The following is a 14,140-nucleotide window of genomic DNA, read 5'->3' as shown; positions in this document are numbered from 1 at the left end:
CCCACCGGTCGCTCGCGCCCTCAGGGTGTCTCGATTTCGCTCGACACGAACGGACCAGCATGATCATCCTCGGTCTCGACCCCTCGCTCAGTTGCACCGGCTGGGGCGTCATCCGCGTCGAGGGCAGCCGGATCGGCCACATCGCCAACGGACAGGTCAAGACCGACGCAAAGGCCCCCCTGCCCGACCGGCTCGCCCATCTCGACACCGTGCTCGCGGCGGTGATTGCCGACCACCTTCCGCAATGCGCCGCGGTCGAGGAGGTCTTCGTCAACGACAATCCGCAATCGACGCTGAAGCTCGCGCACGCGCGCGGCGTCGTGCTGCTCGGCTGCGCGCGCGGCGGGCTGGCGGTCACCGAATATGCCCCGCGGCTGGTCAAAAAGGCGATCGTCGGCACCGGCGGCGCGGCGAAGGAGCAGGTGCAGGCCATGCTGCGGGTGCTGCTGCCCGGCGCAAAGGTCGTGGGCCCCGATGCCGCGGACGCGCTGGCAGTCGCAATCTGCCACGCCAACCACCGGCGACGCTGAGGAGTCCCCGCTTTGAGGTGGCGAACGGCCACCGCCGTCTCCGGTTGTGCCGGGGTCCCCGGTCGACGCCAGGACCGCGCAATCCTTCCAAAGGTCAGGAAAGGTCAGCCCTGTGCAGACCCGATTTGCCGCACCCGGCAGACATGCTGCACCCGGCTCCTTCCCGCAACCCCAAGCCGGGCGGCGAGCCGCTTCCGTCCACAAATTGAAAGAGCCGGGACGAAGGCTGGCACAGCCGAACAATGTAGGACAGCGCTTTTTTGCGCGACGGCCAAAAAAGGTGGGAAGCGGCCATTTTTGACGAGGCGGGGAAATTGATTCCCTTTTCGTTCTCCCCGCGCTAGCACCGACGCATGATCGCGAAACTCACCGGACGGCTCGATTCCAGCGGCGCAGGCCATGCGGTCATCGACGTCGGCGGCGTCGGCTATCTGGTCGAGGCATCCGCGCGCACGCTCGACGCGCTCGGCCCGGTCGGCGGCGACGTCACCATCCACACCGAGATGCTCGTCGGCGAGGATTTCCTGCGCCTGCTGGGCTTTGCCAAGGCCGAGGAGCGCGACTGGTTCCGCCTGCTCACCAGCGTGCAAGGCGTCGGCGCCAAGGTCGCGCTCGCGATCCTGTCGGCGCTGGAGATCGGCGAGTTGCAACGCGCCCTCGCCAGCGGCGACAGCGCGATGATCGCGCGCGCGAACGGCGTCGGCCCGAAACTCGCGCAGCGGATCGCGCATGAGCTGAAGGACAAGGCGGGCGCGCTTGGCGGGATTGCTGGCTCGGGTCCAGCCCTCTCCGCCACATCCGGCTCCCTTGGCGACGCCGTCGCCGCGCTTACCGGACTCGGCTTCAAGCCCGGCGAAGCGAGCGCCGCGGTCGCCGCAGCGAGCGAGGAGTTGGGTGCGGGTTCCAACCTCGACGCGCTGGTGCGGCTGGCGCTGAAGAAGGCCGCAAAATGAGTTGGTTCAAACGCGTACCTCAATTCGCTCCCATGTTTACCAAGGAAGGTGTTGCACGCATCTATGAGTTCGACGGCCAACTCTTTGTTTGCTCGGTCGCGGGCATCAGCGAAACCGACTCTCTTTCTGTTTTTCCAGACAATGTAGATAGCGATACGCTCGGCGAGGCCGCAATCCATCATTTAATGGAGTACGACCAAGAGGATTCGCGGGACATGCGAGAAGCCAAGCGTCACGATTGGAAGGCCTTCAAGGAGTCCGGTGCAAAGTCCGTCAAGGCTTTCGAGGATAAACTCTGGCACGTCGATGTTCGGATCAGCAATGGCGATATAACTATCGAAGCGCGTCCGAGACTTAGCTTGAAAAGCCATCTCGAGGTGACGGCTCATGCACGCTGCACAGACCCGGAGAAGGTTGGCGCGGCAGTTAAGGAAGCGATCCATGCCGCAAAGACGCTGCAGGCCAACGGTTTGATGTAGTGACCACCCGCCACGCCTCCTGCCGCTGCGGCCAGATCCGCATCGCCTGCACCGGCGAGCCGATCCGCGTGTCGGTGTGCCATTGCCGCGAATGCAAGGCGCGGAGCGGCAGCGCCTTTGCCGCGCAGGTTCGTTTCCCCGCCGAACAGGTCCGCATCGAAGGCGAAGCCGATGCGAAGATGTGGCAATATACCGGCGACAGCGGCAACACCGCCGACTTCTTCTTCTGCGGCATCTGCGGTTCGGGCGTATGGTACCGCGCGCGGCCTTATCATGACGCCTATGCGATCCCGCTCGGCAATTTCGCGCCCGGCCACGGCTTCGTCCCCGAATATTCGGTTTATGAGGAGCGCAAGGAGCCTTGGGTTTCGATCGCGGGCGAGGCAATAGAGCATTATGACTGAGCCGGACCTCACCACCCCCGTCCGCACCCCCGAGGATGCCGACGCTGCGTTGCGGCCGAAGTCGCTCGCCGAATTCGTGGGCCAAGCGGCGGCGCGCGAGAATCTGCGAATCTTCATCGAGGCGGCGAAGGCGCGGTCGGACGCGCTCGACCATGTGCTTTTCTATGGCCCGCCGGGGCTCGGCAAGACGACGCTGGCGCAGATCGTCGCGAAGGAACTCGGCGTCGGCTTCCGTTCGACCAGCGGGCCGGTGATCGCAAAGGCCGGCGATCTCGCGGCGTTGCTGACCAATCTTGAGGACGGCGACGTGCTGTTCATCGACGAGATCCACCGCCTGTCGCCCGCGGTCGAAGAAATCCTGTACCCGGCGATGGAGGATCGCGCGCTTGACATCATGATCGGCGAAGGGCCGTCGGCACGCAGCGTGCGCATCGACCTGCCCAAATTCACCCTCGTCGGTGCGACGACGCGGCAGGGGCTGCTCACGACGCCGCTGCGCGACCGTTTCGGCATCCCGGTGCGGCTCAATTTCTATACGCACAGCGAGTTGGAGCAGGTCATCGCGCGCGCGGCGCGGCTGCTGGCGCTGCCGATCGCGTCCGACGGCGCACTCGAGATTGCAAAGCGCTCGCGCGGGACACCGCGTATCGCGGGCCGCCTGCTCCGCCGCGTCCGCGACTTCGCGACCGTCGCGGGTCATGCCGTCGTCGATGCGCGCGCGGCCGACACGGCGCTCAACCGGCTGGAGGTCGACGCGCTCGGTCTCGATGCGATGGACCGCCGCTACCTCGCCATGATCGCCGATATTTATCGCGGCGGGCCGGTCGGCGTCGAAACGCTCGCCGCCGGGCTGTCCGAACCGCGCGACACGATCGAGGATGTGATCGAGCCTTACCTGCTCCAGATCGGCCTGATCGCCCGCACCGCGCGCGGGCGCATGCTCAACGCGAGCGCGTGGAAACACCTGGGTCTGAGCCCGCCTGCCGGATCGCAGGACGGCCTGTTCGACAAATAGCCGGCGCTTCCCTGCAATGACGGCGGCAGCGAGATGGGCAGGAATCGGCAGCTTCCTTCTATCAAATGGCGCGATCCTGCGACGAACTGTTCAAGAGGGCTTTGCGACGAGTCGTTGCGAGGCTATCGGTCGAAACGATGGTAAACGCCCCGCCTCCCTTCCTTCCCGGCGCATTCGTCGGGGCCGAACATCACTACCGGCTGCGCGTCTATTTCGAGGACACCGACCTCAGCGGCATCGTCTATCACGCCAATTATCTGCGTTATATGGAACGCGCACGGTCGGACATGCTGCGCCTGGCGGGGATCGACCAGCGCGCCGCAATGGAGGGCGGCGAAGGCAGCTGGGCGGTGACCGACCTCGCGATCAAATATCTGAGGCCCGCAAAGCTCGACGACGATTTGCTCGTCGTCAGCACGGTCAAGGCGGTGCGCGGCGCCAGCGTGATCATCGCGCAGCGCATCCTTCGCGGGACTGACACGTTTAGCGGCGAGACATTGACCGACGGGCAAGTCACTGCCGCCTTCCTGTCACCCGGGGGCCGGCCGCGTCGCCAGCCTGCGGGATGGGCCGACCGATTTACCGCCATCATGAATGGAGAAATTTTCCCTTGCTAGACAATATCTCGCTGGCCGCCGACGCGGCGACCCTGTCCCCCGTCGCGCTGTTCCTGCAAGCCGATATCATCGTGAAGGCGGTGATGATCGGGCTGTTGCTCGCGTCGATCTATGTCTGGGCGGTGATCTTTACCCACGGACGCGGGGTCGGCAAGCTGATGCGCGCGTCGGACCAGTTCGAGCGCGATTTCTGGCGCGCCGACAATATCGACAAATTTTACGACAAGAACAGCGGCGAGGAGTTGCCGAGCGCAAAGGTGCTTTCGGCAGGGATCAGCGAGTGGCGCCGGTCGACCAAGGGCAAGACTATCGACCGCGACGGGACGCGCGAACGCCTGGGCATCGCGATGAACAGCGCGGTTGCGGGCGAGGTCGATCGTCTTGCCGAAAAGATCGGAACACTGGCGACGATCGGCGCGGTCGCGCCCTTCGTCGGCCTGTTCGGCACCGTTTGGGGCATCATGCGCAGCTTCACCGCGATCGCCGCCGAAAATAACAGCAGCCTCGCCGTCGTCGCGCCGGGCATCGCCGAAGCCTTGTTCGCGACCGCGATCGGCCTGTTCGCCGCCATTCCCGCGGTCATCGCCTATAACGCCTTTTCGCAGCGGTTGAACCGGCTCGAATCGCGGCTCGGCCGCTTCGCCGACGGGCTGCACGCGACCTTCAGCCGCGAACTCGAGGTCGAAGCCTGATGGCGATGTCGGGACCTTCGGGCGGCATCGGCGGCCGGCGCGGTCGCGGCAACCGCCGCGCGCCGATGGCGGAGATCAACGTCACGCCGCTCGTCGACGTGATGCTCGTGCTGCTCATCATCTTCATGATCACCGCGCCGCTGCTTGCCTCGGCAGTGCCGATCGACCTGCCGGAAAGCCGGGCCAAGCCGGTCGAGACCGAGGAACAGGAGCCCGTACAGCTGTCGGTGGGTGCCGACGACGCCATCTATATCGGCGAAGAGGTGGTGCCCGAGGCAGAGCTGCCCGCGCGGCTCGACGCGATCGCGCGCGAGAATGAAGGCGAGGACAGGCCGCGCCAGATCATGCTGCGCGCCGACAAGGGGCTCGATTATGGCCGCGTCATGCGGATCATGGGCGAACTCAATCGCGCCGGCCTGACGCGCATCGCGCTGGTGACGACGGGCGCGAACGAGGCGCCGGCGAATGAAGCCACGGTCACCGACGGTTCAGAAACCGGGCAATAGGGTCGCGAAATGGCCGAAATACGGGCAGCGAGGGGGAATGAAGGACGCGGCTTTGCCATCGCGGTGGCGGCGCATGTCCTGATCATCGGCCTTCTCTCGGTCCAGTGGACTGCCGGAGATCGCCGGTTCGACAACCCGCCGATGGAAGTCGACCTGGTTGCCGAGACCGCCGCCGAATCGAGCGCACCGATCATCACCCAGGCGCCGCCGTCGGCCCGACTGGGCGAGGAGGATGCCGTCGATATCGCCGCGCCCGAACCGGTGCCGGCACCGCCGGTCCCCGAACCGGTCGTCCGCCCGACCCCCGCGCCGACCCCCAAGCAGGTCGCGCGTCCCGTCCCCGCGCCGCCCAAGAAACAGCCGCCGGCGGTGAAGAAGGCGCCGCCCAAGGCGTCACCCAAATCGGCGCCGGCGAAGAAGGCGCAGACGCGCCCGACCGGCCGGCTCGACGGGATCACCGACGGCCTTGGCCGCGAACAGACCAAGGCGCCCCCGAACAAGGGTGCGCCCGCGTCCAAGACGGCCGCCGAAGTCCGCCGCTCGATCGACGTCAGCATCAAATCGGCGGTCGCGCCGCGTTGGAACGGCTGCCGCATATCGGGGGTGGACGTCGATCAGCTCAAGACGGTCGTCAAATTCCGCCTGACCCAGTCGGGCGCGCTCGCCGGCTTTACCAGCGTCACAACCAGCGGCGAAAACGACAGCAACAAATTCCAGATCCAACGCCACCAGGAATGCGCCAAACGCGCGGTGGAATTGGCCGCGCCCTTCGACCTGCCCGAGGAAAATTACAGCTTCTGGCAGAATTACACGCTCGATTTCATCAAGAGGTAAGAGACATGTTGCTCCGTTCGACCGGCCTTTCGCTCGCGCTGCTGCTGACCACCGCGCCGCTGTTCGCGCAGACCGCCCCGACGCCGCCCGCCGTGACCACGACGACCGAACCGCGCGAAACCATCGAAGGCACGCTGTCGCAGGAACGTACCGTCATCGGCATTCCGCCGCTCGCGACGTCCTCGGTCCAGACCGTCGCGGGGCTACGCACCGACAGCCTCGGCCGCCAGATCGCCGAAGTCATCGCTGCCGATCTTGAACGCAGCGGCCTGTACGAACCGATCGGCCCCAGCGGCGTTCGCGCGATCACGCGTGCCGAGGTGCAGGCGCCGCGCTTTTCCGAATGGCAGTCGCGGGGCGCCGAAAATGTCGTCCACGGCTTTGTCGATGCCGGGTCGAACGGCAGTCTGATCGTCGGCTGCTATCTCTACGACACCGCGCTCGGCAGCGAGCTTGTCCGCAAGGGGTTCGAAATCCAGCCTGCCGACTGGCGCCGCGCCGCGCATAAATGCGCCGACGCCATCTATTCGCGCCTGTCGGGCGAAGCGCCCTTCTTCGACAGCCGCGTCGCCTATATCGCCGAGAGCGGGCCGAAGGGGAATCGCATCAAACGGCTGGCGATCATGGACTCGGACGGCGGCAACCACCGCTTCATCACCAACGGCCAGGCGCTCGCGATCAGCCCGCGCTTTTCGCCCGATTACAAGAAGATCGTCTATGTTTCCTATCTGAACAATCGCGTCCGCGTGTTCATCTATGACGTGGCATCGGGGTCGCAAAAGCTGGTGACCGAAAGTTCGAACGCGACCTTCGCGCCGCGCTGGTCGCCCGACGGCACCCAGATCCTCTATTCGATGGCGGTGAACGGGAACACCGACATTTATCGCATCTCGGCGAACGGCGGCACCCCGGTGCGGCTCACCAATACCCCGGGCATCGACGTCGGAGGCAGCTTCTCGCCCGACGGCAAGAAGATCGTGTTCGAAAGCGACCGGTCGGGCGGCCAGCAAATCTATACGATGAACATCGACGGGTCGAACCAGCAACGGATCAGCTTTGGCGGAGGCCGCGCCGCAACGCCGGAATGGTCGCCGCGCGGCGACCTGATTGCCTTTACCCGCATGGGCGGGGGCGAATTCCGCATCGGTGTGATGACCCCCTCGGGCGGCAATGTGCGCATGCTGACGAACAGCTGGCAGGACGAGGCGCCGACCTGGTCGCCAAACGGCCGCGTCATCCAGTTCTTCCGCACCACGCCCGGCCGCCAAGGCAAATCGAGCCTGTGGCAGGTCGACCTGACCGGCGTGAACCTTCGCCGCCTGCCCACGCCGCAGGACGGGTCGGACCCCAGTTGGGGGCCGGTGCTGCCGTGACGAGGGCGGAACCAAAGGAAGGTTCCTAGGGTTCCAATAGCGCGTCCTGAACGGGCCTTTTTGCCCGCAAGAACAGAATTTCCAACAACAACAAGAGGACAGAAGACATGACGATACGCAAAAGCACTGCCATGATCGCGGCGATCACCATGCTTGCTGTGGGTGCCTGCGCCAAAAAGGCGCCCGAAACGCTCCCGCCCGTTCCCGAAGGCACGGGTACCGACACCGGCGCCGACACCGGCACCGGCATCGTCCCGGGATCGCAGGAAGACTTCCTCGCCAGCGTCGGTCTCGAAGGCGACCGCATCTTCTTCGGTTTCGACCAATATAATGTCGATGCGCAGGACCAGGCGACCCTCCAGAACCAGGCTCAATGGCTGCAACGCAACCCCGCCGTCCGCGTCACGCTCGAAGGCCATGCCGACGAACGCGGCACCCGCGATTACAATATCGCGCTCGGCGAACGCCGCGCCAACGCCGCGAAAAACTATCTTGCCTCGCTGGGCATCGACCCGTCGCGCATCAGCGTCATCAGCTATGGCAAGGAACGCCCCGCCGAACTCGGTTCGACCGAAGAAGCCTATGCCAAGAACCGCCGCGCGGTGACCGTCGTCATCGGAAGGTAATTTCTTCGACGAACGTCGAAGAGCGGCACCGGCCGCCGCAGTTTCAACCCGGCTGAAACTGAACGATCAGCGGCCATATCGGCACCGCCACGAAGGCGGCGGTGCAGGCAAAAACACCGAAGGGGACCGGTCGCTCGCCGAGCGGCCGGTCCCCTTTTTCTTGCGCGACGAACGCCCACAATATTCCGCCAAGACTCGCGAGCAGCAACATCAGCGGCAGCGCCTGCCAGCCTAGCCAAGCCCCGATCGCCGCAACAAGTTTCGGATCGCCACCGCCCATGCCCTCGATCCCGCGCGACCGCCGATAGGCCCAGGCGACCAGCGCGAGCAGGCCGCCCCCCGCCAGCGCGCCGATCCAGCGGTCAGGCAGGGAGGTTCCGAGCATCGGGCCTGCCAACAGGAGTCCGGCGACAGCAAGCGCCGCGCTCAGCCGGTCGGGCAACCAGAAATGACGCGCGTCGAGAAGCGTCAGCGGCAACAACATCCAGCCGAACAGCGCCCACAGCCAACCTGCCGTTCCGGGGAGGATCGACAGAGCAAATAAGCCGATCAGCGCCGAACCCAATTCGACCCGCCAGTGAAAGGGGTCGATGGCCGCGCCGCACGTTCGACATCGTCCGCGCAGGATCGCCGCGGACAAGAGCGGAACCAGTTCGATCCCACCGAGTCCCCGCCCGCATCCGTCGCAATGCGACCGCCCGAGCACCGAGCGCCCCGCCGGCCAGCGCAGGACCAATGTCGCGATGAAACTGCCCAGCACGAGCCCGACGAGCGCGGCAAAGGCGACGCCCTTGCCAAAGGGCAAGGCGTCGAGGAGGGGCACGTCAGAAGCGGCCCGAGGTCGTCAGCACGAACCCGCCCGAACCCGCCCTGAATCCCAGCGCCGCGAGCGCCGCCGCCATCGCGGGGTCGCGGTCGACATTGATCGCGAACTGCGCGCGATATGCCCCGCTGCCATCGAACGACAGCGTCAGCCGTTCCATACCCGACTGGCTGGCAAGCGCCGCCTGCGCGCGTCCGTTGGCGCAGCGCAGCGGACCCGACAGCCCGCGCGACAAGTCCAGGCCGGCGATGGGCGCCGTCACCGCAAGCTGGATGCGCCCTGCCGCACGCGCGCATTTGCCCGCAGCGTCGAACTGGATCGTTGCCCCTTCGAAGCGGAGCGTGTCCACGGGAATCATGCCGAGACCGCCCGACATCGATGTCGCGCCGTTCACTTCGGAAACGCCGCGCGGGTCGCTGCCATGGAGGCGGCCCGCGAGCGCGCCGAGACGGTCGTCGGTACGCGAGAAAGCCAGTTCGACATCGCCGCCGAGCAGCGCGAGCGGCGACAGGGCGGCGCGCACCGTGCCAAGCGGCAAGGCGCCCAGCCGCGCGTCGACGAGTTCGCCCGACCATACCGAGCCGCGCACGTCGCGCGCGGTGATGCCCGCGTCGGTTGCGCCCGACCATGCGAGCGCAAGCCGCATCGGGAAGGTCGCGACAAGGAGCAGCAGCGCGAACAGCGCCGCCGCAACGATCCAGCGCCGACGCGCGCTCATTGGCCGGCCTTTCGCAGCTCGGCGGTCAAACCAACGGTGCCGTCGGCAGCCGGCGTGATCGTCAGCTGGTCGACGATGAACCCCTGCCCCTCGAGCGACGCGAGCCAGTCGGTCAGAACCGGCGCCTTTGCGGTGGCGATGGCGATCGCCGCCTGTCCGCTGCCCCGCGCCTCGTTACGGTCGAGCGTCAGACCGATCTCGCCCGCCGATTGCGCGAGATACTGGTCGATCGCGACCGCGTCGACCGCCCCAGCGACCGATCGGGCGGGGCGCTGTGCAAGCAACTGCACCTTTGCGCCCACCCGGCCTTCGCGTTCGATCGCGGCGCGATGCTGGCTTTCGAGATCGCCGAACGCCGCGACCGCGGGGCGCCCCAGCCCCCAGAGTAGAACGCCCGCGGCAAGCACGCCGGCGATACCGACGAGCCAGCGTTCGCGCTGCGACAGCCCGGCCCACCAATTTTTCAGTCGCTCGGTCATGGTACCGCCCGGATCGTGATATTGGCCATCTGCTGCCCATCGCTGCCCGCCATCGGCTGGGCGGTGATGCGGTATCCGCGCGCCTGCAGCGCCAGAAGAACCTTGTTGATATCCTCGACCCGCGGCGCCGCAAGCGTCGTCGTCAGCGTGCCGTCGGTCCGGTGCGACAACGTCTTGAGCGTCACGCCCGGCGCGTCGCCCATCGCGTCATAGAGCGCCGATGCGGGAACCGAAAAGGCGAGCGGCCCGCCACCGGCGGCGGCGAGACGACGGTCGAGTTCGGCTTCTGCAGCCGCGGCGTCGGGCGCCGTCACTCCGGCCTTCTTTGCCATCGCGACCACCGCGTCGTCGGCGCGCGCCGTATCGGAGGCAAGCCGCAACGCATAGATGATGGGGACGAGCAAGCTGACGACGAGCAGCGCGATCCCCAGCCACTTTACGCGCCGCAGCATCGCCGAATCGACCGACCAGCTGCGCTTGGGTTTCCACCCCCCGCTGAGCAAATCGAGCGGCGGCGCCGCGAGCGTTAGGAGCAGCGCCTCGCGCATCCGGTCGGCATCGAGCGGCGCGATGCCACGATGGCCCGCGATCAGCGGATCGAGCTCGGGATCGGACACCCACGCCCGGTCGGTAGAGCGTATGACCTGCTCATAGCCGACCTCGGCCGTCCACAGCGCCTCGGGGTCGGGCGGGGGCACGGCGGCGGCGGCCGGGATGATCGCAGCGGGCGTCAGTTCGCGCGCCTTCAACCACTCCGTCCACGCCGTCATCGCGGCATGCGTCGTCACGGCGACCGGAACCGCCTGCCCTATGCCAGCGGGCTCGCCCGCGACGACGTGCAGCGCCGATGCATCGCCCAGGCTGGCTTTCAGCGCGTCGATACGCGCGGCGGCCGCAGCCTGCGCGGGCGCGGCATCGGGATAGTGGAGCCAGCGCAAAGGTACGTCGGCAGCCGGTGCAAGCGCGACGAGGCGCTCGTCGGCGCTGTCGTCGCGGGGTTTCTCCCATGCTTCCACCCAGCCGTTATCCTGCCCGCTATCGACGATGACGCCGTCGTCGACGCGCAACCAGGCGGAATCCTCGGCCGTCCCTTCGTCGAGCGCCGCCAGCGGCGGCAGCCAGATCACCAGCGTGCGCGTCATCTCAGTCGGCCTCGCCCCAGTCGCGGCGCACAATCGTCGGAGCCGCGGCGCCGGCAGAAGGCGCGCCACCATTGGCATCGATCAGCGAAACTGCGGTCAAGAAACCGTCCCCCATCGTCACATTCGTCGTCAGCGCCAGCCAGCGGCTGGTCACCCCGGCCTGTTCGGCCACATCGGGCGACGGTTTTCGTCCAGCCAAGGGACCCGCCTCCCAGAATCGTACGCTGCTGCCATAGCCGCCCGCGGGTCGCGCCGCCAGCGCCGCCCGCGCCTCGGCGACGGTGATTTCGCCGGGCACCAACATCGCGACCAGCGGCGCCTGTTCGGGCGCGAGCGTGTTGACGTTAAGCCGCACCGGATCGGTCGCCGGCAACACGCAGATCCAGGGTTTCAGCCGCGCATAGATTTTCGGGGTGACGCCGCGCACCGCGCGCAACTCACTGACATCGGCCATCTTGCGATTGGCAGGCAGATAGGAACCCTCCATCGCACGATAGGCATTGTCCTCCGCGCCCAGCGGTCCTTCGTTGCTGTCGCTGTCGATCCAGTCCGCCGCGGCGCCGGCAATCGACTGCGCCTGTCCGGGATCGATGCCGAGCAATGTCATCAGTTCGCCGAACTGGCGCATCGACCCCGACCGTTGGCTCAAGCGTCCGGGTATGGTTTCGGCGACAAGGCTGTTGAGATTGAAGCAATTGTTTGCATCGGCGAGCTTTGCCCGACCCTCGCCTCCCGGAAGCGGCAGCGTGAAATCGCGCCCGAGCCAATTGCCAGCGAGCGTCAGCTTCGCAGGATCGCGCCCGACAAGGTCCGCGACGCGGCGCAGCGCGATCTGTTCGGCAGCGAAGGCATAGGCGCGACCCTGATCGACCGTCGCGGCGCTGCCGGCGATGCGCGTCGCGAGCGTCAGCCGATCGAGCGCCGTTGCGGCGATCACCGCCATCACGGCGACGAGCAGCAGCACGGTCAGCAACGCGGCGCCGCGCTCGTCCGCCTTCCCCCACCTCATGATGCCGGGGTCCCTGCAACGGGCGGCGGCGGCAGCGTTGGCGCGGTCAAGAACAACATGGTGAGCGCCTCGCGGCCGGTGCGCGTCAGCCGCACCTCGACCGCGCGCGGCAACCGATCGCCGGGATCGGACGTCCAGCTATCGCTCCAATTGCCGTTTTCGTTGCGATAGCGAACCGCAATGCCCCTGACATCTCCGACCAGCCGATCGCCGTCGCCCAGCGACGTACCGTCGAGCATCGGCTGCGTCGCGCGCCGCCACTCGCCGCCGACCAACGCATAACCGACCCGTTCGACATTCGCGCGCGGGCCGCCGTCGAGCGATGCCGCGCCGCCATGGACAAAGGCAAAACCGGTCGAGGAGCCGGCGAACGCCGGGATGGCCTCGCCCGCCGGACCGCGCGTCGGGCGCTGTACCGCTTGGGCGAGATCGTTCGCCATCACGGCGCGCAGCCGGTTGATCCCGGCCATCGCCTTCAATCGTTCCTGCACCGCGTCCTGCGTATCGACGCTGCTGCGCAGCAGCGTGACGCCCATCGCCGCGATCGCAGCGAAGATCGAGAGCGCGACGAGCATCTCGACGAGGGTAAAGCCGCGCTGATCCCTCATCGGCTCGGCCGGATGATCGTCAGCGCCGCCTGCCCGTTGCCGCTTTCGGGGCGGACGAGCAGGTCGATGCGCAGCAGGGCATCATCGGCGGTCCTTGCAACGCGCTGTTCGACGCGCCAGTTGCGGCCGGCGTTGGCGACGAGGCTTGCGCTGTTGCCGATCGTCGGCGGCGCGGGGTCCGTCCAGAGTTCGACCGCGCGGTTCTGGGCGACGATCCCCGCCATCGTCGTTTCGTCAAGATCGCCGGCCGAGCGCACGGCATAGGCATCGAGCCGCACGAGCGTCAGCGCCGCGATGCTGATGATGCTGAGCGCAACGAGCATCTCGAGCAAAGTGAAGCCGCGATCGCCCGGCGGCAAATCGGTATCGGCGCCATCAGTCACGGCTGACCTCCCCCGTCGCCGAGACGCGCACGACCTCGCGCGCGTCGCCGCCGGCGAGAATGATGACCTGCGGCGTCGGACTGACCCCGACGCGGTCGAACAGGATGCGCGCCGCGCCCTGGCCGTTACCCGCAGAAAAATGCACGTCGCCGGGCCAGTTGCGCCGTTCAAAGGCACGCCCCGGCAGCGGCTGCCATGCGCCCGAAATCCGTCGTTCGAAGCCATAGCCCGACGGCGCGAAATTGACCGTAACGCTGCGCCCCTCGATCACCGCGACGTCGCGCGCGGCGGCAAGACGCGCGGCAAGACGATCGGCCTCGCTGCGCACGGTGCGTTCCTCGCCCGGAATGGTGAGCACGACCGCGGTCGCGGCGAGCGCCATGATCGCGAGTACGACCATCAGTTCGACAAGCGTGAAGCCGTTCGGTCGGGGACGCGCCTGCGCCTTAGCTGTCGCTGCGAATATCCGCATTATCGTCGGTCCCGCCAGGGGCGCCGTCGGCGCCGAGCGACCAGACATCGAACGCCTTCCCGTTCGGCCCCGGCGCCTGATAATTATAGGGGCGCCCCCAAGGGTCGGCGGGCAGTTTCTTGATATAGCCCCCGCGACGATAGCGCTCGGGCTGCGCAAGCGCAGGCGGAGCGGTGATGAGCGCATTGAGCCCGTCGGTCGAGGGCGGATAGGCCAGATTGTCGAGGCGATATTGTTCGAGCGCATTTTCGAGCGTCGCAATATCGGCTTTTGCCTTCGTCACCATCGCGCGGTCCTGGCTGGGCAGGACGTTGATCATGACGACCGTGGCAAGCAGGCCGATAATGAAGATGACGACCATCAACTCGGTCAGCGTGAAGCCGCGCTCGTCCGACTTGCCGCGCCGGACCGGTGCCAGGGGCCGATCAGAATAGGAGGTATCGAGCATCAGGCGGAAGATTAGCTTCATCAGCGACA

Annotated in this window: 20 protein-coding genes; 11 read left to right on the top strand and 9 right to left on the bottom strand. The window is 66.9% G+C overall.

Translation table 11 applies throughout. From position 1 onward, the window contains the following. Positions 1–59: 59 nt before the first annotated feature. The 11 genes from ruvC (at position 60) to pal (ending at position 8,029) form a co-directional block, all read left to right on the top strand. Positions 60–530 (top strand): crossover junction endodeoxyribonuclease RuvC, encoded by a 471-nt coding sequence (ruvC, locus tag HDC35_RS15140; RefSeq protein ID WP_184648214.1) that lies wholly within the window; start codon positions 60–62, stop codon positions 528–530. Between the two features lie 353 nt (positions 531–883). After that, entirely contained in the window at positions 884–1,483 is a 600-nt protein-coding gene (gene ruvA / locus HDC35_RS15135) for a Holliday junction branch migration protein RuvA (protein WP_184648213.1), read from the top strand. Then, positions 1,480–1,962 (top strand): hypothetical protein, encoded by a 483-nt coding sequence (locus tag HDC35_RS15130; protein ID WP_184648212.1) that lies wholly within the window; start codon positions 1,480–1,482, stop codon positions 1,960–1,962. Before ruvA ends, HDC35_RS15130 begins: the two co-directional genes overlap by 4 nt. After that, entirely contained in the window at positions 1,962–2,366 is a 405-nt protein-coding gene (locus HDC35_RS15125; protein WP_184648211.1) for a GFA family protein, read from the top strand. The genes HDC35_RS15130 and HDC35_RS15125 overlap by 1 nt, the downstream gene beginning before the upstream one ends. Further along, positions 2,359–3,381, top strand: a complete 1,023-nt coding sequence (gene ruvB, locus HDC35_RS15120; protein ID WP_184648210.1) for a Holliday junction branch migration DNA helicase RuvB — start codon at positions 2,359–2,361, stop codon at positions 3,379–3,381. The genes HDC35_RS15125 and ruvB overlap by 8 nt, the downstream gene beginning before the upstream one ends. A 137-nt stretch (positions 3,382–3,518) precedes the next feature. Beyond that, positions 3,519–3,998: a YbgC/FadM family acyl-CoA thioesterase gene (locus HDC35_RS15115; RefSeq protein ID WP_184648209.1), complete on the top strand. Its 480-nt coding sequence runs from the start codon at positions 3,519–3,521 to the stop codon at positions 3,996–3,998. Beyond that, a complete protein-coding gene (tolQ, locus tag HDC35_RS15110) occupies positions 3,992–4,690 on the top strand; it encodes a protein TolQ (RefSeq protein ID WP_184648208.1) in 699 nt (232 codons plus the stop codon). Before HDC35_RS15115 ends, tolQ begins: the two co-directional genes overlap by 7 nt. Beyond that, positions 4,690–5,196, top strand: coding sequence for a protein TolR (gene tolR / locus HDC35_RS15105; protein WP_184648207.1), 507 nt, complete (start codon positions 4,690–4,692; stop codon positions 5,194–5,196). Before tolQ ends, tolR begins: the two co-directional genes overlap by 1 nt. Before the next feature lie 9 nt (positions 5,197–5,205). Continuing rightward, positions 5,206–6,030: a hypothetical protein gene (locus HDC35_RS15100; RefSeq protein WP_184648206.1), complete on the top strand. Its 825-nt coding sequence runs from the start codon at positions 5,206–5,208 to the stop codon at positions 6,028–6,030. Between the two features lie 5 nt (positions 6,031–6,035). Continuing rightward, positions 6,036–7,403 (top strand): Tol-Pal system beta propeller repeat protein TolB, encoded by a 1,368-nt coding sequence (gene tolB / locus HDC35_RS15095; protein ID WP_184648205.1) that lies wholly within the window; start codon positions 6,036–6,038, stop codon positions 7,401–7,403. Between the two features lie 107 nt (positions 7,404–7,510). After that, a complete protein-coding gene (pal, locus tag HDC35_RS15090; protein ID WP_184648204.1) occupies positions 7,511–8,029 on the top strand; it encodes a peptidoglycan-associated lipoprotein Pal in 519 nt (172 codons plus the stop codon). A gap of 43 nt (positions 8,030–8,072) precedes the next feature. On the opposite strand, the gene HDC35_RS15085 is transcribed toward pal, so the two are convergent. Genes HDC35_RS15085 through gspG form a run of 9 tightly spaced genes read right to left on the bottom strand, consistent with a single transcriptional unit; the run spans position 8,073 to position 14,132 of the window. Next, positions 8,073–8,852, bottom strand: a complete 780-nt coding sequence (locus tag HDC35_RS15085) for an A24 family peptidase (protein WP_184648203.1) — start codon at positions 8,850–8,852, stop codon at positions 8,073–8,075. A 1-nt stretch (position 8,853) separates the two neighbouring features. Next, positions 8,854–9,570: a type II secretion system protein N gene (gene gspN / locus HDC35_RS15080; protein ID WP_184648202.1), complete on the bottom strand. Its 717-nt coding sequence runs from the start codon at positions 9,568–9,570 to the stop codon at positions 8,854–8,856. Continuing rightward, positions 9,567–10,049 (bottom strand): type II secretion system protein GspM, encoded by a 483-nt coding sequence (gene gspM / locus HDC35_RS15075; RefSeq protein ID WP_184648201.1) that lies wholly within the window; start codon positions 10,047–10,049, stop codon positions 9,567–9,569. Before gspM ends, gspN begins: the two co-directional genes overlap by 4 nt. After that, a complete protein-coding gene (gspL, locus tag HDC35_RS15070) occupies positions 10,046–11,191 on the bottom strand; it encodes a type II secretion system protein GspL (RefSeq protein WP_184648200.1) in 1,146 nt (381 codons plus the stop codon). Before gspL ends, gspM begins: the two co-directional genes overlap by 4 nt. Position 11,192: 1 nt before the next feature. Beyond that, positions 11,193–12,200: a type II secretion system minor pseudopilin GspK gene (gspK, locus tag HDC35_RS15065; protein WP_184648199.1), complete on the bottom strand. Its 1,008-nt coding sequence runs from the start codon at positions 12,198–12,200 to the stop codon at positions 11,193–11,195. Further along, entirely contained in the window at positions 12,197–12,808 is a 612-nt protein-coding gene (gene gspJ, locus HDC35_RS15060; RefSeq protein ID WP_184648198.1) for a type II secretion system minor pseudopilin GspJ, read from the bottom strand. Before gspJ ends, gspK begins: the two co-directional genes overlap by 4 nt. Beyond that, positions 12,805–13,191, bottom strand: coding sequence for a type II secretion system minor pseudopilin GspI (gene gspI, locus HDC35_RS15055; protein ID WP_311770782.1), 387 nt, complete (start codon positions 13,189–13,191; stop codon positions 12,805–12,807). Before gspI ends, gspJ begins: the two co-directional genes overlap by 4 nt. Beyond that, positions 13,184–13,663 carry a GspH/FimT family pseudopilin gene (locus tag HDC35_RS15050; protein WP_184648197.1) on the bottom strand — a complete coding sequence of 160 codons (480 nt, stop codon included), beginning with the start codon at positions 13,661–13,663 and terminating at the stop codon, positions 13,184–13,186. The genes gspI and HDC35_RS15050 overlap by 8 nt, the downstream gene beginning before the upstream one ends. Continuing rightward, positions 13,638–14,132 (bottom strand): type II secretion system major pseudopilin GspG, encoded by a 495-nt coding sequence (gspG, locus tag HDC35_RS15045; protein WP_409437955.1) that lies wholly within the window; start codon positions 14,130–14,132, stop codon positions 13,638–13,640. Before gspG ends, HDC35_RS15050 begins: the two co-directional genes overlap by 26 nt. Positions 14,133–14,140 lie beyond the last annotated feature (8 nt).

The sequence above is a fragment of the Sphingopyxis sp. JAI128 genome, from assembly GCF_014207235.1.
Classification (GTDB): Bacteria; Pseudomonadota; Alphaproteobacteria; order Sphingomonadales; family Sphingomonadaceae; genus Sphingopyxis.
Note: the sequence above shows the minus strand (reverse complement) of the source record. Positions and strands in the feature narration are given on the sequence as shown.